This is a genomic window from Bartonella machadoae (assembly GCF_022559585.1).
Classification (GTDB): Bacteria; Pseudomonadota; Alphaproteobacteria; order Rhizobiales; family Rhizobiaceae; genus Bartonella; species Bartonella machadoae.
In genome coordinates this window covers 487,523-508,412 of the sequence record NZ_CP087114.1, presented here as the reverse complement: position 1 = coordinate 508,412, position 20,890 = coordinate 487,523, and the positions used below count along the sequence as shown (strand labels likewise).

Annotated in this window: 17 protein-coding genes and 1 pseudogene; 7 read left to right on the top strand and 11 right to left on the bottom strand. The window is 37.2% G+C overall.

The features are described 5' to 3' along the window. Positions 1 to 105: 105 nt before the first annotated feature. From LNM86_RS02470 to LNM86_RS02455, 4 genes are all read right to left on the bottom strand, one after another. Positions 106 to 690: a DUF2059 domain-containing protein gene (locus LNM86_RS02470; RefSeq protein WP_241438297.1), complete on the bottom strand. Its 585-nt coding sequence runs from the start codon at positions 688 to 690 to the stop codon at positions 106 to 108. Positions 691 to 792: 102 nt separating this feature from the next. Next, complete coding sequence (gene rpiA / locus LNM86_RS02465) at positions 793 to 1,497, bottom strand: ribose-5-phosphate isomerase RpiA (protein WP_241438296.1); 705 nt, start codon at positions 1,495 to 1,497, stop codon at positions 793 to 795. Positions 1,498 to 1,693: 196 nt separating this feature from the next. Further along, positions 1,694 to 1,855: a hypothetical protein gene (locus tag LNM86_RS02460; protein WP_241438295.1), complete on the bottom strand. Its 162-nt coding sequence runs from the start codon at positions 1,853 to 1,855 to the stop codon at positions 1,694 to 1,696. 23 nt (positions 1,856 to 1,878) lie between these two features. After that, positions 1,879 to 4,179, bottom strand: coding sequence for a ComEC/Rec2 family competence protein (locus LNM86_RS02455; protein WP_241438887.1), 2,301 nt, complete (start codon positions 4,177 to 4,179; stop codon positions 1,879 to 1,881). Between the two features lie 116 nt (positions 4,180 to 4,295). On the opposite strand from LNM86_RS02455, the gene gltX reads away from it, so the two are divergent. From gltX to LNM86_RS02420, 7 genes are all read left to right on the top strand, one after another. Beyond that, a complete protein-coding gene (gene gltX, locus LNM86_RS02450; RefSeq protein WP_241438294.1) occupies positions 4,296 to 5,726 on the top strand; it encodes a glutamate--tRNA ligase in 1,431 nt (476 codons plus the stop codon). A 245-nt stretch (positions 5,727 to 5,971) separates the two neighbouring features. Continuing rightward, complete coding sequence (gene gltA, locus LNM86_RS02445) at positions 5,972 to 7,267, top strand: citrate synthase (protein ID WP_241438293.1); 1,296 nt, start codon at positions 5,972 to 5,974, stop codon at positions 7,265 to 7,267. A gap of 1,040 nt (positions 7,268 to 8,307) precedes the next feature. Next, positions 8,308 to 9,060, top strand: a complete 753-nt coding sequence (locus LNM86_RS02440) for a transporter substrate-binding domain-containing protein (RefSeq protein WP_241438292.1) — start codon at positions 8,308 to 8,310, stop codon at positions 9,058 to 9,060. 436 nt (positions 9,061 to 9,496) lie between these two features. Then, positions 9,497 to 10,249 carry a transporter substrate-binding domain-containing protein gene (locus LNM86_RS02435; RefSeq protein ID WP_241438291.1) on the top strand — a complete coding sequence of 251 codons (753 nt, stop codon included), beginning with the start codon at positions 9,497 to 9,499 and terminating at the stop codon, positions 10,247 to 10,249. 75 nt (positions 10,250 to 10,324) lie between these two features. Then, positions 10,325 to 11,038, top strand: coding sequence for an ABC transporter permease (locus tag LNM86_RS02430; protein ID WP_241438290.1), 714 nt, complete (start codon positions 10,325 to 10,327; stop codon positions 11,036 to 11,038). A 4-nt stretch (positions 11,039 to 11,042) separates the two neighbouring features. Beyond that, positions 11,043 to 11,750, top strand: a complete 708-nt coding sequence (locus LNM86_RS02425; protein WP_241438289.1) for an ABC transporter permease — start codon at positions 11,043 to 11,045, stop codon at positions 11,748 to 11,750. 73 nt (positions 11,751 to 11,823) lie between these two features. Further along, positions 11,824 to 12,597 (top strand): amino acid ABC transporter ATP-binding protein, encoded by a 774-nt coding sequence (locus tag LNM86_RS02420; protein ID WP_308219237.1) that lies wholly within the window; start codon positions 11,824 to 11,826, stop codon positions 12,595 to 12,597. A 9-nt stretch (positions 12,598 to 12,606) separates the two neighbouring features. Here LNM86_RS02420 and lpxB read toward each other — a convergent pair whose 3' ends face one another. From lpxB to rseP, 7 genes and pseudogenes are all read right to left on the bottom strand, one after another. After that, positions 12,607 to 13,812 (bottom strand): lipid-A-disaccharide synthase, encoded by a 1,206-nt coding sequence (gene lpxB / locus LNM86_RS02415; RefSeq protein WP_241438288.1) that lies wholly within the window; start codon positions 13,810 to 13,812, stop codon positions 12,607 to 12,609. Then, entirely contained in the window at positions 13,805 to 14,677 is an 873-nt protein-coding gene (locus LNM86_RS02410; RefSeq protein WP_241438287.1) for an LpxI family protein, read from the bottom strand. The genes lpxB and LNM86_RS02410 overlap by 8 nt, the downstream gene beginning before the upstream one ends. Before the next feature lie 9 nt (positions 14,678 to 14,686). Beyond that, positions 14,687 to 15,505, bottom strand: a complete 819-nt coding sequence (lpxA, locus tag LNM86_RS02405) for an acyl-ACP--UDP-N-acetylglucosamine O-acyltransferase (RefSeq protein ID WP_241438286.1) — start codon at positions 15,503 to 15,505, stop codon at positions 14,687 to 14,689. Positions 15,506 to 15,528: 23 nt separating this feature from the next. Continuing rightward, a complete protein-coding gene (gene fabZ / locus LNM86_RS02400; protein ID WP_241438285.1) occupies positions 15,529 to 15,996 on the bottom strand; it encodes a 3-hydroxyacyl-ACP dehydratase FabZ in 468 nt (155 codons plus the stop codon). Between the two features lies 1 nt (position 15,997). After that, a pseudogene (lpxD, locus tag LNM86_RS02395) lies at positions 15,998 to 17,043 on the bottom strand (UDP-3-O-(3-hydroxymyristoyl)glucosamine N-acyltransferase). Between the two features lie 54 nt (positions 17,044 to 17,097). Next, entirely contained in the window at positions 17,098 to 19,494 is a 2,397-nt protein-coding gene (gene bamA, locus LNM86_RS02390) for an outer membrane protein assembly factor BamA (RefSeq protein WP_241438284.1), read from the bottom strand. Between the two features lie 246 nt (positions 19,495 to 19,740). Next, the gene (gene rseP, locus LNM86_RS02385; RefSeq protein ID WP_241438283.1) at positions 19,741 to 20,883 is read right to left on the bottom strand and encodes an RIP metalloprotease RseP; all 1,143 of its coding nucleotides are present in this window, start codon (positions 20,881 to 20,883) and stop codon (positions 19,741 to 19,743) included. Positions 20,884 to 20,890: the final 7 nt, after the last annotated feature.

The window sequence follows — 20,890 nt, the reverse complement described above, 5'->3', positions numbered from 1 at the left end:
TTCTGTAAAGCAACTTCCTGCAAAGAACTCATTTTATTAAAAACGGCGGAAAACCGCCGTTTTTTGAAACAAAAATCCACATTCATTGGAATCAAATCAATCAAACTATTTTTGATTTTCTGAAGTATTCGATTTCACAGGCGTATCTGAAGTACTCGATTTCATGGGCGTAATAGAGTCATTCAAATTAAGCGTTTCAGACATCTCTTTTTTTACATTTTTTATAAGATCCTGCATAAGAGAAGAACGCCATGTATCAAATGTAGAATAAGCATCACGCGCAATATTTGGAACTTCTGTTAAAAACTTTTTACCGGTATCAGAACTATAAAATTCTGTAATGGCATCAAGTTCTTTTTGCGTAAAATATTTCGCATATACGTTGGCAATCTCTTTTTCTAAATCAGAGCGCCGTTTAACCAAAGCAAGCGCTTGTTTGTCAACAATATCAGAAATAGCCGTTGCTAAATTAGGATCATCGCTGATGAGTTCATTTTTAAGATCATATGCCGCATTCGGTAAAAAATTATCAAATTGATCAGTTGCGTGAATAGCACGTATAGCCTTTCTTGCTGAATCTAAATGTTGATCACTTACACCTTGTGCATAACCCATGGCAATATTCATAAGTAAAACGGCAACTGCACAAAAATATACAATAAAACGCTGACAAGAAAATATTTTTTTCATTTAATGATTACCCCGATAATTAATTATAATTCAAATTCGTATTTTATTCAAAATTTCTCACTTTTATTGTGCTAACAGATCACCATGTGTAAACTGTTTTCTTTAAAAATTAAAGGATTCTAAAACTTTTATTTGACCATCAGCCATCGCTACAATTGCACGCGAAGCTAATCCCAAGAAAAGACCATGCTCGATAACGCCAGGAATTGCAAGGAGTGCATTCGATAGTAATTGAGGCTGCAAAATATGCCCCCAAAATGCATCAAAAATAAAGTGTCCACCATCTGTTTTAAAAGGATTCTCTCCATTCATTCGTAAAACAATTTCTCCAGAAAGCCCTAAATCATTAGCGACTTTTCCGATAGCTTTGCGTGTCACATGCAGACCAAATGGATCGACTTCAATAGGCAAAGCAAAAGCACCAAGCGTTTTTACTATCTTTGTTTCATCAGCAATGACAAGCATTGTACGGGATGCAGACGCAACAATTTTTTCACGCAACAATGCCCCACCACCCCCTTTAATGAGAGACATCTCTGGTCCAATTTCATCTGCTCCATCAATATCGAGATCAAGTTCAGGCATTTGTTCTAACGAAGTAACTGGAACCCCAAACTTATGGCAAAGTTGCTCAGAATACAATGAGGTAGCAACACCTGTCACCCGTAGACCACCAGCAACCCGCTCACCAAGAAGGCGAATAAATTCATTTACTGTCGAACCAGAGCCTATACCAAGCCGCATATCATCTTGAACAAACTCAAGCGCTTTAGCGGCCGCCATTTTTTTTAACTGCTGAACATCCATCAATCACTTTACCTTTGTACCAATCTAATGATGTTTATTACAGATTGATAAAAAAGGAGCTTGTTGCATCAATCTGCCGTAAATTTATTCGCCACCTTTCGGTTGAAAAACCGTTAATTATTATAAAATATATGATAAAAATAAAATAGAATAATTAACAATTTTATCTCTTTTCCATAGACAATAAATTTAAAATTTATCCTTGTTGATAAGGCGTACTCAATGTTGTCATAAAATTATCCATTGTCTCGATATTCAAAAGGTTGTCTGCTTTTTTTGAAAAACCGTAAATCATCAATGAAACGGATAACTCCATAATAAAAATTAGCAAAACATCATCAAAAAAATGACCTATCATTTTCTATTCTGTTATTATCCGGATTAAAGAAGAGTATGATAGTTATATAATTTTTGTGAATATTGCCTATGCATATTCCACGGTCTATAAAATCCCTTTGAAGACCAAGTGATATCTCCATTTTTGCTCATCATCATGCTCCCTCGTGACAAAAAATGTTGGAGAGTAAATATTCTTTTTGCTTTTTTGTTGCATGCCTGATCATCTATTGCAAATGCCGTAATCATAATGTCTGCATCTATGCATCGATCTGTTTTTTCACGCAACACAATCACTCTTAAACCATTTTCTAATAAAGATGCACACATAGAATGATTACAAATGAATTGTCCCTTAAAGGAAGGACCATATTTTGTTGGTTTGATAATCTCATTTGTACGAAATGATTTCTCCCATATAGACGTTGTGAACTTAGAAATATGGTAATGATCAATATATAATTTCTTTTCATTGATAACACCCACAAGTCTCATACTGTCTGCTACAATAAGTTGTACTGGGGAATGCATTAAGCAAACATAAACACCAGCTAAAATAAAAAAACTAAAAAAGAATTTGATAGATGTTTTACAAAAAATCAGTCCAACCAAACCTATACTCAATAAAGCAAATGCAGACAACGGCATCAATCCAGGATTTAAATCAGGAGAAAGATCCTTTATAGTGTGAGCAATTTTTATCACAAGACCAACACCAAACCCCATAATTTGAAGCGGCAGCCATTCAAGACTCCAAAACATGGCAAGGACGGATATTAATCCAAAGGGTATGATGAGGATTGAGACTATCGGCAAAGCTAAAGCGTTGCTGATAATGCTGTAAAATGCGATATTAGAAAAATGATACGCAGCATAAATTCCGCTAGCAGTTCCTGCTATAAAAGAAGATGCACATATCGAAAATATCGATAAAAATGCAAAATGAATCACTCCACCTCCCACATAAGAAGGTGTTGTTTTTCTTTTACGAAAAAAGGATCTTTCACTCCACCAATCAAAAAATGCAATCAAAGCTGCTGTTGCAGAAAAAGACATTTGAAAGCTAGGACCTAATATTTCATGCGGTTTAATAGCCAAAGTTATCAAACCAGCAATAGAAACATTACGCATTGTTACAGCGGAACGATTACACAATACAGCAACTAACATAACAGCAATCATCACAAAACTTCTCTGTGCTGATATAGCCATGCCAGAAAGTAACAAATAAAAAGCTGTCATCATTAATGCAACAATAGCTGCAAATTTTTTGGCGGAATAATAGGATGAAAACACTGGGAAAAGTGCCAAAAAGCTACGGATACTTATAAGTACTATGCCACTTAACAAAGCCATATGCAAACCTGATATTGATAAAATATGTGCTAATCCAGCCGTGCGCAATGCTTCGTTTGTCTCATTTGAAATACTACCTCGCTGTCCCGTTATCAGAGCAGCTGCGACGCTCCCCTTCTCTTGCTCAATTGCACTACGGATTCTTTTTGTCATGTTGGTCCGTAAATTTTCAATTTTTTGCAGAAGTATACTTAATATTCCATTGGGTTGTGAAACTGGTATTTTCATTGGTTTTCCCAAGTAAATTCCTTGGGCACCAATTCCTTTAAAATAATTATGGAAACTAAAATCATAGCTTCCTGGACGCACCGGACCAGATAATGCACGAAATTTGACTTTTCCATAGAGTCCATCACCAATTGCAAGGCTATAGGGTAAATGCCGCACGGATAAATGAACACGATAAGGAACATGATGTAATACCGGTTTTTCTGTTTTCAAAACATCTAAAACTAAACGCGTTTGCCCTTTTGGCCTTGTCTCAATAGACACAACTCTTCCTGTTAAGGTAGTAATGATGTCTCTACTCAACATTGGTGTAGAGATACGCCACGTTTCTATCTTTGCAATAAAAGCGCCCAAGACAACACAAAACAGAAATCCGGTAATAATCCATATTTTCCGATAAAAACGAAAAATATAGAGCATTCCAAGAAAGAGACTCATCAGTACACCAAATTGCCCCCAACTTGGTTCTTGCTCTAAATTAAAATAAAAAAGAATCCCTGTAGAAAAAAAGACTAAAATTAATGAAAAAAGAATTCCCAAAGAAATTTCTTTGTTTATGCAATCGACAAACCACTTCCAGAAAAAAGTTATTGCTTCTTTGAAAGGTGTGAATAAAAAAATCTTTTGTTGATTACAGCCGTTGCTATTTGCACGATAAGGATAAAGGAAAGAAAAAGTATTTTCCCAGAGGAGAGTTAATTTCTTTCTTTTTGACACATCCCTTGTGAATAAAGCATTCTTAACTTTATTGTGATTAAACATCTGCAAATCCCCCACTTTAACTTGCAATGCTGCTATTGCACACCCTACCACCTATGCTAACATAATCTTTCCATAAAGTTCTATAAATAACATTTCAATTTTAAAGGAAGATATCCGTGTCCGTTATTACCCGCTTTGCTCCCTCACCAACAGGCTTTCTTCATATCGGAGGTGCTCGTACTGCTCTGTTTAATTGGCTTTATGCAAAACATACTGGTGGCAAAATGCTTCTACGAATTGAAGATACCGATCGAGAACGTTCAACAGAAGCGGCTGTCAAAGCTATTATAGAGAGCTTGCATTGGATGGAACTGAACTATGACGGTGTTCCTATTTCACAATTTGAACGCGCAGACCGCCATCGCCAAGTCGCTGAACAATTGGTAGAAGATGGCAAAGCCTATTATTGCTATGCTTCTCCTGAAGAATTAGCTGAAATGCGTGAAAATGCTCGCGCAGAAGGTCGCCCTCCGCGTTATGATGGACGTTGGCGAGAGCGTGATATTTCTCAAGCTCCTAAAGGTATCAAACCTGTTATTCGTATCAAAGCACCCCAAGATGGAGAAACAATTGTTCACGACCGCGTTCAAGGTGATGTCCACTTTCCTAATAAGGATTTGGATGACTTTATTATTTTGCGCTCAGATGGTTCCCCTACCTATATGCATGCCGTCGTTGTTGACGATCATGATATGGGAGTAACACATATCATACGTGGTGATGATCATCTCACAAATGCAGCCCGCCAAATAATTATCTTCAATGCAATGGGGTGGGATATTCCTGTTATGGCACATATTCCACTTATCCATGGTGAAAATGGCGCCAAATTGTCAAAACGGCATGGTGCATTAAGTGTCGATGCCTATCGCACAATGGGGTACCTTCCTGCTGCTTTGCGCAATTATCTCGTCCGTCTAGGTTGGAGCCATGGCGATGATGAACTCATGTCAATCGAAGATATGATCTCTTGGTTTGATATCGATGATATCAATAAAGGTGCTGCGCGTTTTGATTTCAAAAAACTCGATGCTATCAATGGACACTATATACGCACCAGCAATGATCAAGACCTTTTTAAAGCTGCTCTTGAGATTTTACCAGAAATTGAAGGGGGTGTACAAATAATGGAAAGATTTGACGAACGTCTCCGTGCTCAATTTTTAAAAGCTATACCAAGTTTAAAAGAACGTTCGAAAACTCTGTGCGAACTCATTGACAATGCCTCTTTCATCTTTACACAACGACCATTACAGCTTGACGAAAAAGCGCAAACATTCCTAGACAAGAATGGTCAAGCCATTTTAAATGACGTTTATCTTGTTCTGAAAGCATGTCCCTCTTGGGATATAGAAACGCTAGATACAGCTCTTCGAACTTATGCACAAACACAGAATCTCAAATTTGGATCTCTTGCCCAACCCGTTCGAGCCGCTCTTACAGGACGCGCGATATCGCCTGGAGTTTTTGATGTCCTTATTCTATTGGGACGCGATGAATCTCTTAACCGCATCAATGACCAACTTGACAAAACAACATATACATAATTTATTAACTAAATGAGTATGCACATGTAAACGCTTCCATAAAAACTGAGAGTTGTCTTCTTTCTCAAATCATTGAAAGATGTATTTGCTAAAATTGCAAATAAAAATACTTTTTAGATTGCACGAGCAAACTTTTAGAGTAAATCTACTTTTCAATAAGATAGGAGGAATTTCAATTATATAGCTTCCTATCGGGTGAAGCGAAATCTTGATTTTAGAAGCGAGGGATCTGAAAGGAATGTCTGATGTCTGAGAATACAGCACACATTATAATAAATGATAAAAAAATAGAACTTCCAATGCGTAAAGGCACCATTGGTCCTGATGTTATTGAGATTGCTTCTCTCTATAAAAAAGCTGAAACCTTTACATATGATCCAGGTTTTACCTCAACTGCTTCTTGTGAATCAAAAATCACTTATATTGATGGGAATGCAGGGGTATTGCTTTATCGTGGTTATCCTATCGACCAACTGGCTGAAAAAGGTGACTTTCTCGAAAGCTGCTATCTTTTGCTTTATGGTGAACTTCCAACAAAACAAGAGAAAAATGACTTTGACCGTTGTATTATGCAACACACAATGGTGCACGAACAGTTTGCGCGTTTTTTTCATGGATTTCGTCGCGACTCGCACCCTATGGCTGTCATGGTTGCATGCCTTGGAGCTATGTCTGCATTTTATCACGACTCTATTGATATTACAGATCCTCAACAGAGAATGATTGCTTCTGTTCGTCTCATCTCAAAGGTTCCAACTCTTGCCGCAATGGCCTATAAATATAGTATCGGGCAAGCTTTTGTTTATCCGCGTAATGATCTTAGTTATGCCGCGAATTTCCTCCGTATGTGCTTTTCTGTCCCTTGTGAAGAATACAAAACCAATCCTGTACTCACTCGAGCAATGGATCGAATCTTTATCCTTCATGCAGATCATGAACAAAACGCTTCTACATCTACTGTACGCCTTGCTGGATCATCAGGGGCTAATCCATTTGCATGTATTGCTGCAGGTGTTGCCTGCCTTTGGGGTCCTGCACATGGTGGCGCCAATGAAGCATGCCTAAAGATGCTACAAGAAATAGGTTCCGTTGAAAGAATTCCTGAATTTATTGCCCGTGCTAAAGATAAAAATGATCCTTTCCGCCTGATGGGATTTGGTCATCGTGTCTATAAAAATTATGATCCACGCGCGAAAATCATGCAAAAAACCTGCCATGAAGTTTTAAAAGAACTGAATATTCAAGATGATCCGCTGCTTGATATCGCTATAGAACTTGAAAAAATCGCCTTAAATGACGAATATTTCGTTGAAAAAAAGCTCTACCCAAATGTTGATTTCTACTCTGGAATTACATTAAAAGCTTTAGGTTTTCCAACCGAAATGTTTACTGTTCTTTTTGCATTAGCACGTAGTGTCGGTTGGGTTGCGCAATGGAAAGAAATGATTGAGGATCCGGCACAAAAGATTGGTCGTCCTCGTCAACTCTATACAGGTTATACCATGCGTGAATATGTCCCTATAGATAAACGTATAAATTAAACAAAATCACCAAACCAACAAAGCTCCGATTTATTGGAGTTTTGTTGTCGGTGAGCAAGTGCTACAATCTAAAAATATTTTTACACAGTTTGATTTTGAAATACTTTTTGCAAATAATACTATTATTAAGAATTATGCAGAAAACTTCAACTTATGCTTCTTGTTCTCAATTGGATATATCCCCTGCTCTTCCCTATACAGATATATCAGAATGATCGCGTATTAAAAAATATTAAGAATTTTGCTGGCTTTCTCTCAAAATAATCTTTCAAAAAACGCGCAAAACGCTGTTGATGACCATATGCTGAACATTTTCTTATCTCTTTGCAGAAAATTGGTACAAAATAAAACGCGCTCTAAAAGTTTTCCTACATAAAAAACGCTTCACCAGCAGTTACGGTACCCCTTGGTATTGAGACGATCCATTAAAGGCATTTTGATTCCTTTCTTCTCTCTTTTTTTATCCACGCGATAATCCCACTTGTGATGTGCAAGGGGATGGTTTTGATTGCTTCAACATGAAGCAGGTTTGTAATGAGAGAATCTTAGGATTTTCGTGTCTTTCATTCAACATGAAAAACGATAAATTATCGTTATCAACCAATATGATAATCTAATAAAGCGCTATAACAAGCATTATTGTATAACGACTATCGCACTTCAAGAATGACTCTTAAAATCATCTGTTAGGTAACATACTTTTTAAAAAGAAAAACGTTCACTCTGCTCAAAAAATCAATTTTTCTATCTCTTGTTGGATATCTCAGAATTTCACAATACCAATGATGACAATGACGTTTTACTTGTGTTTTTCTCATATCCAAAATTTTCTTTATCTTTAAATTGGGGAATTTTTCTTGAAAGTTAAATTCCGTATTTTAGAAATTAATAAATTGTTTATCGAGAATAATATCCATGAGAATAATAGCAAAATAAAACACGCATAAATTTTTGAATTGCTCCAGAAGAGCTTACAGATTATAAAAATTGATGACAATCTCATATTAGCTCGTTAGCTCGCTTATCAATAGGAAAACAGAATGAAATTATTAACTATAGCTCTTATAATAAGCGCAACTCTATTCAATCAATCTGCCAATGCTCAGACGCTGAAAATTGCCAGTGATGCTTCCTACCCTCCATTTAGCTACATTGATTCAAATAACAAGCTTCAAGGTTTTGATATTGATATCTCTTATGCACTGTGTAAAAAAATGAACGTTGAATGCACACTCATTACACAAAACTTTGAAGGGATGATTCCTGGTCTTCTGGCTAAAAAATACGATGCTATTATCTCTTCTCTTGCTCCTACACAAGAGCGCTTACAAAAAATTGACTTTACAGATCCCTATTATCATACAGCATTGGCTATCATTGTGAGTAAAGATTCAGAAATGAAAGAGATCTCTGCTGCAGCCTTTAAAGGAAAAAATCTTGGTGTGCAATCAAATACAACACAAGCTGCGTATGCAGAAGATCATTATGCTCCTGAAGGAGCAAATATTAAGCTCTACCCTACAGTAATAGAAGTCAATCGTGATCTTTTAAGCCGTCGGCTTGATGTCATGATTGTCGATAAAATACAAGCTCTAAATTGGCTTGAAAATGAAGGAAAAGATTGCTGCAAACTTCTAGGGACTCTGGAAGAAATAAAATTTCCCATTGCAATTGCACTACGTCAGAACAACAATGACCTTAAAAACAAACTTAATAAAGCGATAAAAGAAATTCGCTTGGATGGAACCTATGATAACATTATGAAAAAATATTTTACAGTTGATATTTATTAAATATCAATTGAAAGAAAATTAAATGAATCATTTATTTCTAACATATTCACATTTATCAAAAATTTCATTCTTGTATGCTCTTCAAGATCTATAGCTTTTTATAAGAACAATAATGATAGCAATCGTTTATTTTTAACTTCCTAATCTTTAAAATATGCTTCACTCTGCAATTGAATAGTCTTTTTAAAAGCTATATTTTTGGTTGTTGTGAAAAAATAGTAAAGTCAAATCATTTCATGAAAAGGAAGCTGTCATATAAACAATCAGAGAGCTATTCTGTTGCGATATTTATCATAGCTATATTATAAAAAGATGTTCATCGTCATGGTATCAAATAACCACTCATACATTTTTTCATTGCGAGCAAAAGAAATTACAGACTATAAAAAACTTGTAACAATCTCATATTAGCCCGCTTATCCAATAGGAGAACAGAATGAAATTATTAAAAATAGTTCTTATAATAAGCGCAACACTGTTCACTCAATCTGCTAATGCTCAGACGTTGAAAATTGCAACTGAGGGTTCTTATCCTCCATTTAGCTACATTGATTCAAATAACAAACTTCAAGGTTTTGATGTTGATATATCTCACGCACTTTGTGAAAAAATGAACATTGAATGCATTATTAATACCCAAGACTTTGAAGGAATGATTCCTGGACTTCTCTCAAAAAAATATGACGCCATTGTTGCTTCCCTTGCTCTCACACAAGAACGCTTACAAAAAATTGACTTTACAGTTCCCTATTATCATACAGCATTAGCTGTCATTGTGAGCAAAGATTCAGAAATTAAAGAAATCTCAGCTGAAGCCTTTAAAGATAAAAATCTTGGCGTGCAATCAAATACAACACAAGCCGCCTATGCAGAAGATCATTATGCTTCTGAAAGAGTGAATATTAAACTCTATCCTTCAACAATAGAAGTCAATCGTGACCTTTTAAGTCGTCGACTTGATGCCATCATTGTTGATAAACTACAAGCATCAAACTGGCTTAAAAATGAAGGAAAAGATTGCTGCAAGCTTCTAGGAACTCTGGAAGAGACAAATCTTCCTATTGCTATTGCACTGCGTCAAAATAACAATGACCTTAAAAACAAATTTAATCAGGCGATAAAAGAAATCCATTTGGATGGAACTTATAAAAAAATTATGAAAAAATATTTTACAGATGATATTGATTAAATATCCGTTTGACTAAAATTAAACAAACTCTTTATTTCTTAAAATACTGTCTAACTCTTTGTGAGGAGAGCAAGCATGATTGAAAATTTAGCATTGCTATCATTTAGCAATGGTGGATGGGGTATGGTTATACTTTCTAGTGCGGGTATGACATTATCGTTGGCTTTATGCTGTGGGCTGTTAGGGCTTCCTCTCGGTCTCCTAGGTGCTGTGATGATTCGCTCTAATATTAAAATTGCTAAAATTGTAGCAACTCTTTTTTCATCGGTATTTCGCGGTTTACCAGAACTTTTAACCTTATTTTTAGTGTATTATGGCTTGCAAAATATTATTCAAATTGTTCTTGATTATTTTAATATTGAAATAATATTCAGTATCAACGCTTTTATCGCCGGTGTTCTCGCACTTAGCATGGTTTTGGCTGCCTTTTCTTGTGAAGTTTGGCTTGGAGCATTTAACATTTTTGATAAAGGGCAATATGAAGCGGCTAAAGCTTTAGGACTTTCAAGTTCAACCACGTTTTTTCATATTGTCTTTCCTCAACTCATCCGAAATGCTTTGCCAGGACTTTCTAATAATTGGCTTACTTTACTCAAAGATACATCACTTGTATCAACTATTTCACTTGTTGATCTCATGCGACAAACAAATTTAGCAGTTGCTGCTACCGATAAACCTATGCTGTTTTACCTTGTCGCATGCTTACTTTATTTATTATTTTCAGCATTTTTTTCTACAATCCTGCGCTATCTGAAAATATACACTCAAGCAGGATATAGAAAGGTTTAAGCGGATGATTCCTGAATGGCTTCATTTCCTTTGTAATCCTACTCTTTTAAGCCGTTATGGTCCAAAATTTATTGATGGCTTCGTGGTTACTTTTGAGCTTGTTGTTATTGCTTGCTCCATTGGTTTTTTTATCGGTATGCTTATCGCATTTTTACGTTTATCAAATAATAAGTTTTTACGCTATCTTGCAGAAATTTATGTTTATTTTTTTCGTGGCTCTCCTTTATTAGCTCAACTGTTCCTGTTTTATTACGGCCTTGGTTCAATGAATAACTTCTGGCAACAGGTTGGTTTATGGTGGTTCTTTCAAAATGCATGGTATTGTTGTCTTTTTGTTTTTTCACTCAATTCTGCTGCTTATCAATCTGAAATCTTTAAAGGAAGTTTTCTCTCTGTAACAACTGGACAACGTGAAGCATCAAAAGCTTTAGGATTAAGCAGTTCGGTCACATTCTTTAAAGTTATTCTTCCGCAAGCCATGGTCGTAGCGTTACGCCCTTTAGGAAATGAAGTTATTTTAATGATTAAATCCAGTGCCATTGCCTCACTCATTACTGTTTATGATTTAATGGGAATTGCCAAACTCACTTATTCACGGACATTTGATTTTCAAGTGTACGTTTGGGCTGCTCTTATCTATCTTCTGACCGTTGAACTTATTCATCGTTTTATTGTTTTTATCGAATATCGTTTAACCCGATATTTACGGTAAATAAAATGCACAAAAAACTCTACAAAATCAAAATATTAAATTAATTTATTTATCAATGAAAGAATACAACAAGATGCGTTTTGAAAATAATAAATCTGGCTATACCAGTGAAAAATCTATCATTTCTATTCAGAATTTAAATAAATGGTACGGAGATTTTCAAGTCCTTTACGATATTAATTTCGAAGTTAAAACTGGTGAACGCATCGTTATCTGTGGACCTTCTGGATCAGGAAAATCAACTTTGATTCGTTGTATTAATCAATTGGAAAAAGCACAAAAAGGTTCGATTTGCATCCATAATATTGATATTCACACTGCTCCTTTATGCCAACAAAAAAACGTCCTGCGTAAAATAGGAATGGTCTTTCAAAACTTTAATTTATTTCCCCATATGAGCGTTATACAAAATTGTATTTTAGCACCTATGGCCGTTCAAGGACTTTCTAAACAACAAGCAAAAGAACGGGCAATTCGTTATCTTACGGATGTTGGCATTGAACAACACTGTGAAAAATATCCTTTACAACTTTCTGGTGGACAACAACAGCGTGTTGCAATTGCCCGTGCACTTTGTATGGAACCTGAAGTGATGCTTTTTGATGAACCAACATCGGCTCTTGATCCAGAAAGTGTTGGAGAGGTTTTAGAAGTTATGGTTCAATTGGCGAATACAGGTATAACAATGCTCTGTGTTACTCACGAAATGGGTTTCGCACGTAAAGTCTCAGAAAGAATACTCTTTCTAGAAAATGGAAAAATTATTGAAGATACAGCATCTGATAAATTTTTTACCAATCCTAAAAGCCAGCGTGCTTGTGATTTTCTTTCTAAAATTAAACACTAATCATTAGTACTATTTTGTCGATACAATCTTAGCTCTCTCTTTTAGAAGAGTGTTAATTGTCTGTGCACCAACAACTCCTGATGGTAACTCCGTTTTCATCTTCTGTTCCATCATCTCAAAGGCGTCGAGTTGTGCTTGTCGCACTAAAGGATTATATAAAAGCTGTTCTATCTGCCTTGCTAGCATACCAGGACGTAAAAATTCATTAAAATATTCTGGAACAATAGGTTGATCGGAAATAATATTGGGAAGAGCTGCTGTCCAGAGTGCTAGTTTGGGAAAAATGAATAATTTAGAAAAATAATCAAGTTTATAGCAAAGAATCATGGGAATTTTTGCTAATGCTAATTCCAATGAAACCGTGCCAAGTGCTGCAAGTGCAACATCTGCTTGCACAAAAGCACGCCATTTTGCATCTTCACCAACAACAACTTCTACTTTACTTTTCCAGCTCTTTACAAAATCACGAATTTCATCCACCAAATGTGGTAGTGTTGGTAAAATGATCTGTAGATGCGGGTTACGTTGTACAAGAATTTCTACGACTTCTCGAAAAATCGGCATTAAAGAGCGAATTTCTAAATTGCGCGATCCTGGCAAAATAACCAATGTAGGTGATGCGGTTTGTGCACCGCACAAATGTTCTTTTTTTGATTGGCGCTTTTTTTCTGATTGAACAGTCAAGAGTGGAGGATACATTAAAAGATGATGCCCAACATAAGTAGTAGCAGGCCCTCCCAAGTCCTGCATAATTTTTTCCTCAAAAGGAAAAATTGCTAAAACATGGTCAACAAATGTGCGCATAGCTTTAGCGCGCTTTGGACGCCATGCCCAAACAGTTGGCGCAACATACTTAATGATAGGAATAGAAGGTGTTAAAATACGCACCTTTTTCGCAACACGATGGGTAAAATCAGGACTATCAATAAGAATGAGACAATCAGGTTGCTCTTGCGCAATAAATTGAGATAAATTACGAATATGCATCAATAATGAAGGCAATTTTTTTAATACTGCACCTAAACCTATTAAAGCGATGTCATGAGAGTCAAAAAAGCTTTCTAAACCTAATTTCTGTAAATGCCTTCCACCAACACCAATCAAACGAATGGCGCACCCTGTCTGTTGTGATAAACAGGAAATTAAATCAGCACCAAGAAAGTCACCGGATTCCTCACCTGCAACAACAGCAATTTTTAAGAAACCATCACTCATGACCAGATCTTTCAAAGGTTTCAATAAAAAGTGAATGTTTATTCGCTTTTTCTATTGTTGCTTTTGCTGCTAATATTAAGCTTCTATTCGCTTCCACAGCAATACCAGACAACCCACTCTTTGCAGCATTCACCACCGTCGAAGGTCCAATTGATGGCAAATCAACACGATGATCTTGTTGTGGTTTTGCACATTTAACAAGGACACCACCTTTAGGCGGAATTTGCTGCCTTTCTCGCATTTCACAAATCCGCCACAGCATACTATCAGTCCCCTCTGCTCCCTCTACTGCAACCACCCTTCCATTGACAGCTACAGCTGCTTGCCCAATATCTAAACGACCTAAAAGCTTTGCTGCTTCAGCTGCTAAAAAAATATCTTTTTGCTCTTCTAACTCAGCACGCCGCACTGTTAAATCAAATTCCATGGGAGCTAAGAGATCTGGTACTATCTCGTGGACACCAAGAACACAAAAACCATACCCTTCAACAATCCGTATAAAAGCCTTCAATAAAGCATCATCACCTCTTGTTAAGGCTCTTAATATTTTAGGTAAAGCTAAAAAGGTTGTCCAATCGAGTTGAAACTGCCTAAGAAGCGGCCGTTTCTTAACACCACCCGCTAAAACAATATTATGAATTTGCGCTGCTTTTAAGATTTTAATGAGTCTGGATAACTCTACAATTGATAACTCACAATGCTCATAACGATAAAGCACCGTATCTGCCTCATCACGCAAAAGTACGAGAAAAGGATTCTGTCCACTCTTCTCAAGAGCTTGAGCAACAGTGACAGGCAGAACACCATTCCCTGCTATAATAGCAGTACGACCGGAAAGAAAACTCCTTGCATGAGAATGAGGCATTTTTAATTCTTATTTTCTTTTTAGTCTATCATCTTCAAATTTTGGTGTACAATAAAAACGCTTCCCTTCTTCCTTAATAAAATTGACAACATCAACAACAGACTGAGAGGTAGAATAGACAGAAGCAACATCGCTAACACGCTCTTTAAAAGGCTTACTGCGATCAAAAAGCATGGCAAACGCATGACGTAGTGCATGAATGTCTTTGCGCTCCAGCCCTGCACGTTTCATACCAATAATATTTAAACCAACCAATTTTGCCTGCACACCAACAGCTGTCCCATAGGGAATGAGATCACCAACCAAGGCAGATACACCACCGATGAATGCATGATGCCCAACACGAACAAATTGATGAACAGCAGCACCACCACCAATAATAACATAGTCACCAACCGTAACATGACCAGCTAACATACTATTATTTGCAAATGTTACATGATTTCCTACATGGCAATCGTGAGCAATATGCGCATAACAAAAAAATTGACAATCATCACCAACAACCGTCATTCCCACACTTGAATCGGAACCTCTATGCATTGTTACGCCTTCACGAATCGTACAATTTTTACCAATAGAAAGAGTCGTATCCCCTCCCTTATGTTTATTATTTTGCGGATCCGCCCCCAAAACTGCATGCGAAAACACTTTACTATTAGCTCCTAAGCTCGTCTTCCCCATTATCACAACATGACTCATCAAACTGCATCCATCACCAATAACAGCCTCTGAGCTAATATGACAAAATGGCCCAATTTGCACATTCTCACCAAGCTGTGCTCCCTTTTCCACAAGAGCAGTTGGATGGATTTTCGCACCAAACATTTTTATATCCCCATCAATCTTATTTATTCTTCTTCGATAATCATCGCAGCAATTTCTGCTTCAGCAACGCGAACATCCTCTACTTTTGCAATACACGAAAAACGCCGCATACCAGACCTTTTTTTTAAAAGATGAACATGAATCTTTAGCTGATCACCAGGAACAACCGGCTTGCGAAATTTCGCATTATCAACAGTCATAAGATAAACTAAATTTGTTTGCTTATTTCCTAATTGTAAAAGTGAAATTGCCCCAGCTGTTTGAGCCATCGCCTCTAAAATTAATACTCCAGGCATAACCGGTTTTGCAGGAAAATGTCCCGTAAAATGTGGTTCATTAATCGTTATATTTTTAATACCAATGGCTTCTTGCTCACCATCAATTTCAATGATGCGATCAATCAATAAAAATGGATAACGATGTGGTAATATTGACAGCAATTTTTCAATATCTACAGCTTCTAAATTCTTTGTTTCCTCGGGGTTGATCATATTAGCGTTTCTCCTTTTTAACTTTGCCAATACTGCGCAACGCCGCTACTTCACGAAACCACTGTTTAAATGGTCGCGCCGGACTCCCTCCCCATTTTTCTCCATCAGGAATGTCATTCATCACACCACTCCTAGCAGCAATCTGAACACATTTACCTATTACGATATGGTCTGCTACCCCCACGCTCCCGCCAAGTTGAGACATATCGCCTATTGATGTACTCCCTGCTACTCCGCATTGCGCGGCAATAAGGCAATAGCGACCAATCTTTACATTGTGGGCAATCTGTACAAGATTATCGATCTTGCTTCCTTCACCAATAATGGTATCTTCAAACGTACCACGATCAATCGTCGTATTCGCGCCAATTTCTACATCATCTTCGATGATAACACGGCCAAGCTGTGGAATTTTTTCAATTCCAGAAAGACTCCCAACATAACCAAAACCATCTTGCCCAATGCAAACACCAGGATAAATTTGAACTCTATTGCCTATTAAACTACACTGAATTGTTACCTTAGGAGCAATATAACAGTCATGTCCAACACGACAATTTTCACCAATGACAGCAGTCGACGAAATAAGAGTACCCTCACCAATCTCAACATTTCGACCAATAACAGCTCCTGCTTCAACACAGACATCATGTGCCAATTTAGCCGTTGGATGAATATACGCATGGGGTGAAATTTCTCTCTCTCCAAACCAAGACACTGGTTTGACAGAATCAGGAAATAAGATGCGACCAATCTGAGCAAAATCACGCTGGGGCGTAGACGTTACCAGAATTGCCATAGTTTCAGGAACCTTGAAGACAACTTCATTTGTACAAAAAACAGCCGCAGCAGAACTGCCAATGAGAGCATCAGAAAACTTCCGATGCTCCACAAATACAAGAGAACCTTCTACCGCACTCTCAAGTGAAGAAAGAGTTTTGATAGCTCTGTCAGAAAATTCTGGATTAAGAAGTTTAGCACCGGTCAACTCCGCAACATTAGCAACTGTCAATCGCCGGGACGGCGTAAAAAAAATGTATCCGCCATCAAAACACTTTCTCTTCCAGCCTAACCCATTTTTTTCTCTAAAGAAAACGCAAATCAGAATTTCGTAGAAATACCAAAGTTTAATTTCTGCAGACGATCACCCTCCTGCTTTGTTATTGGCCAAGCATAATCAAAACGGAGTGGACCAAATGGTGAATTCCACATCAGACTTAAACCAGCAGACGAACGCCAAGCGATTTTTGTATGTGTAACAGGCGTTTCACCCTGAAAAACAGGTTGATACTTATTCCCATAGAGTGTCGCAACATCTGCAAATACAGCACCGCGTAACCCTAACCCTTCAGGTACGATAGGAATAGGAAATTGCATTTCAGCAGTTGCACTCATATATGTCGTTCCACCTAAGAAATAAACTTCACCTTTATTAGAAACCTGACGTGGACCTATTCCATTATATTTGAATCCTCGAAGCATATCGGTATTTATTTTAAACATATCGAAGATACGAACACCATCTTTCCCTGTTCCATGGATATATCCACCTCCAAAGGAAAGCAAACCAACAAGATCCATTTGTTCAGAAAGCGTTTTATACATCATCGCTTTACCCGTTGTCTTCAAGAACTTTGCGCTTCCACCAAGCCCTGCATATTCTTGAAGAATACGTACATACCACCCATCATGTGGATTCCTCATATCGTCGATAGTATTATAGGTCAAACCATAACTAATTGAGGAACGTTTCCAAGGGCTATGCTGTGCTGCTTGAACAATCGCACCAGAATATTTCCCATATAACACTCTTATATCAGACTCTTTGGTTAAATCATACTCTTTACCAAAATCATATTCTTCTTGCACATAGGAATACGCTACATTAGCAGATAATTGATCGTTGATAGGCAGCGCAAACCGAACAGAGCCACCTGTTTGTCGTACATCATATGCTTTATCAGCACGATAGGTACTGCGAAAAATATCAATACCAGCGGACAAACGATAACCTAGGAAATAAGGATCAACAAACGACAGATTATAATTACGAGATTTTTCTTGCCCTGCACCTAACCCTAAACGAACATATTGGCCGCGTCCTCCAAGATTATGTTCGGTAACAGAGACCTCAAATGACATACCAGGGCTTGTACCACCCGTTGTATATCCTCCAGACAAAGCAAGGTCTCCTGTTGGAGCCTCAACGACATCTATAACCAAAGTAACCTGATCAGACTGATCCGTTGGAACCATTGAAATATTAACGGCTTTAAAAAAACCTAAACTTTCTAGACGACGTTTCGCGCGTTGCACTAAAGTTTGATTGTAAGCATCCCCTTCATTTAAATCAAGCTCACGGCGAATGACATAATCACGTGTCTTTTCATTGCCGCGTATCTCAATACGTTGAATATAAGCTCGCGTCCCTTGTTCAATATCATATAAAATTGAAATTGTATGATTTGCTAGATTACGATTTCCCCGTGGTTCAACTTTAGCAAAAGCATATCCCGAATCAGCAACCTTATTATTGATAAGCACCACAGACTGTTCGATGTCCTCCGCACTATAAATGTCTCCCGGCTGTGTTTTAAGAATGTTTTTTACAGATTGAATGTCAATCCCATCAACATCGCTCTCAACCTGAATATCACTGATTCTATAGCGTACGCCCTCATCAAGAACAAAATAAATCTTATATGTATTACTCGCTTCATCAAAAGTCGCTTTAGAGGAAACAACACGAAAATCCGCATAACCACGATTATAATAAAAGCGGCGTAAAGCTTCTTCATCAGCGGCTAAACGCTCTTCACTATAAACATCCCCCCCCAACAGTAAGGAGAACATGCCTGAAGGTTTCGTTGAAATGACATCTCGCAAACGACGACTTCCAAACGCGTGATTTCCCTTAAAAATAATATCACGAATCTTTGTCTTTCGCCCTTCAGTAATATTAAATACTATATTTACGCGTCCTTTTCCCAAGTTAATGGTCTGCACTCTTACAGCAACATTATTACGACCAACTGTCTTATAAGCTTCACGAATTGTATTAACATCAGCCGAAAGCTTAGCAGAATTAAATGGTTCATTTGGTTTTAAAGAAATAAACCGCTTAAGATCAGGATCTTTAAGCGTTTTATTGCCCTGAAATAACACTTGATTGACCACTTCATATTCTTTGACGAACACGACAAGCTTATCACCAACCTGATTTATTTTAACTTCGTAAAATAAGCCTAACTTAAAGAGACGTTTTACCGCAGCATCGACATCAGCACTGGAAAAACTCTGTCCAACCCGAATGCCCATATTATCTCGAACTGCCTGAGCACTTACAAATTTATTCCCACGAACTTCAATAGAACGGACCACCGATGCCTGCGCTTCTCCAACCATTGCAACAGACACCAAGGTTGTTGTTGGAGCAATTACTCCCATACTTAAGACAAACACAGACACTGCATTTAAAAACTTTGAATTTGTAGTCATTGGCTCTTTTTACCTTACTCTTACATTCTCTGGACATAACGTCCCAAAACTCTGGACATAACGTCTCAAAAGCTAACTGCCATAACAATTCTTTTTATATAGCTTTATACAGCTTTATACAGCAAAATTTACCACCCCTTAATTTATTACAACGCACTATACCACAACATTTTATGGATATGGTAAACGACCTTTCACCTATTTTTTCCATTATTACCCAATTTGTAAAATGTTTTCTATCATTTATTAGCTAAACCAACAAAAATAATCATTAAAAAGAGCAAAAAACATAAAGAGGAGAACCACAAAAAAACCTAAGCGAAAAACAATCTGCCGAATGGGAGAAGAGACCTGCCTCCCCGTAAAAGCCTCAATAACGTGGAATAATAAATGCCCACCATCAAGAGGCGGAAATGGAAAAAGATTAATAAGCCCAACGCTTATCGAAAGAAAAGCTGTAAAATTCAGCAAAGAAACAAAACCTCTTTCACTTACTTTCCAAGCAATTTTAACGGTTTTAGAAGGCCCGCTTATCTGGCAATAATCTTCTTTGCCCTTTATTAAACGACCAATAAAAAGAATTGTTTGGTTAATAATAAATGTAGTGCGTTCTATCGCTTCTCCTACAGCTCTTACAAAACCGTAACGAATATGCTTTACATAAGATGGGTCTAAACGTACAGGATTGTTTGGATCAACAGGAACACCCACACCTATCATGCCACTTCGAACCAAATTACCAAATCCATCATTTCGTTCGACTACCTTTGGTGTAATCACCGTAGTAAACATCTGTCCCATACGTTCTATTTTAAACTCTATAGGATCCTCACCATGTAAAGTCACATAATTCATCAAACTGTCAAAACTTTCAACCTGTCGACCATCCATTTCAATAAAACGATCACCTACTTCCAAACCAGACTGAGCCGCAGGATAATCTTTTACCAAAGAACCCACAACCGGCTCGATAGTTACACGACCATAAACAAAGAAAAAAAATGTTAAAATAATAATAGTAAAAAGAGCATTGAATAAGGGACCAGCAAAAACAGTTAGTGCTTTTTTCCAAGCATGCGCATTAACAAATGAACCCTCAACAACCGAAGAAGACTGAAAGGATGTTACATCTTCTCCATCCCCAACAAACTTTACATACCCTCCTAAGGGAATAAGCGCTAACCGCCACTGTGTATCATTCTTATCTGTATATCCTATTATTTGTGGCCCAAACCCAAGTGAAAAAACAGAGGCCTTAATACCACACCATCGCCCAATGAGATAATGCCCAATCTCATGCACAAAAATAATAACCATAACGACGAAAAAAATACTCAAACCTCTTAAAAGTAAACTGCTTCCAGTCATCATATGATTTAAAAATTCCAAAATATTT

Excerpts from the sequence above, each read along its gene's own strand:
- LNM86_RS02470 (WP_241438297.1), bottom strand. The coding sequence starts at position 690 with ATGAAAAAAATATTTTCTTGTCAGCGTTTTATTGTATATTTTTGTGCA.
- rpiA (WP_241438296.1), bottom strand. The coding sequence starts at position 1,497 with ATGGATGTTCAGCAGTTAAAAAAAATGGCGGCCGCTAAAGCGCTTGAG.
- LNM86_RS02460 (WP_241438295.1), bottom strand. The coding sequence starts at position 1,855 with ATGATAGGTCATTTTTTTGATGATGTTTTGCTAATTTTTATTATGGAG.
- LNM86_RS02455 (WP_241438887.1), bottom strand. The coding sequence starts at position 4,179 with ATGTTTAATCACAATAAAGTTAAGAATGCTTTATTCACAAGGGATGTG.
- gltA (WP_241438293.1), top strand. The coding sequence starts at position 5,972 with ATGTCTGAGAATACAGCACACATTATAATAAATGATAAAAAAATAGAA.
- LNM86_RS02440 (WP_241438292.1), top strand. The coding sequence starts at position 8,308 with ATGAAATTATTAACTATAGCTCTTATAATAAGCGCAACTCTATTCAAT.
- LNM86_RS02435 (WP_241438291.1), top strand. The coding sequence starts at position 9,497 with ATGAAATTATTAAAAATAGTTCTTATAATAAGCGCAACACTGTTCACT.
- LNM86_RS02430 (WP_241438290.1), top strand. The coding sequence starts at position 10,325 with ATGATTGAAAATTTAGCATTGCTATCATTTAGCAATGGTGGATGGGGT.
- LNM86_RS02425 (WP_241438289.1), top strand. The coding sequence starts at position 11,043 with ATGATTCCTGAATGGCTTCATTTCCTTTGTAATCCTACTCTTTTAAGC.
- LNM86_RS02420 (WP_308219237.1), top strand. The coding sequence starts at position 11,824 with ATGCGTTTTGAAAATAATAAATCTGGCTATACCAGTGAAAAATCTATC.
- lpxB (WP_241438288.1), bottom strand. The coding sequence starts at position 13,812 with ATGAGTGATGGTTTCTTAAAAATTGCTGTTGTTGCAGGTGAGGAATCC.
- LNM86_RS02410 (WP_241438287.1), bottom strand. The coding sequence starts at position 14,677 with ATGCCTCATTCTCATGCAAGGAGTTTTCTTTCCGGTCGTACTGCTATT.
- lpxA (WP_241438286.1), bottom strand. The coding sequence starts at position 15,505 with ATGTTTGGTGCGAAAATCCATCCAACTGCTCTTGTGGAAAAGGGAGCA.
- fabZ (WP_241438285.1), bottom strand. The coding sequence starts at position 15,996 with ATGATCAACCCCGAGGAAACAAAGAATTTAGAAGCTGTAGATATTGAA.
- bamA (WP_241438284.1), bottom strand. The coding sequence starts at position 19,494 with ATGACTACAAATTCAAAGTTTTTAAATGCAGTGTCTGTGTTTGTCTTA.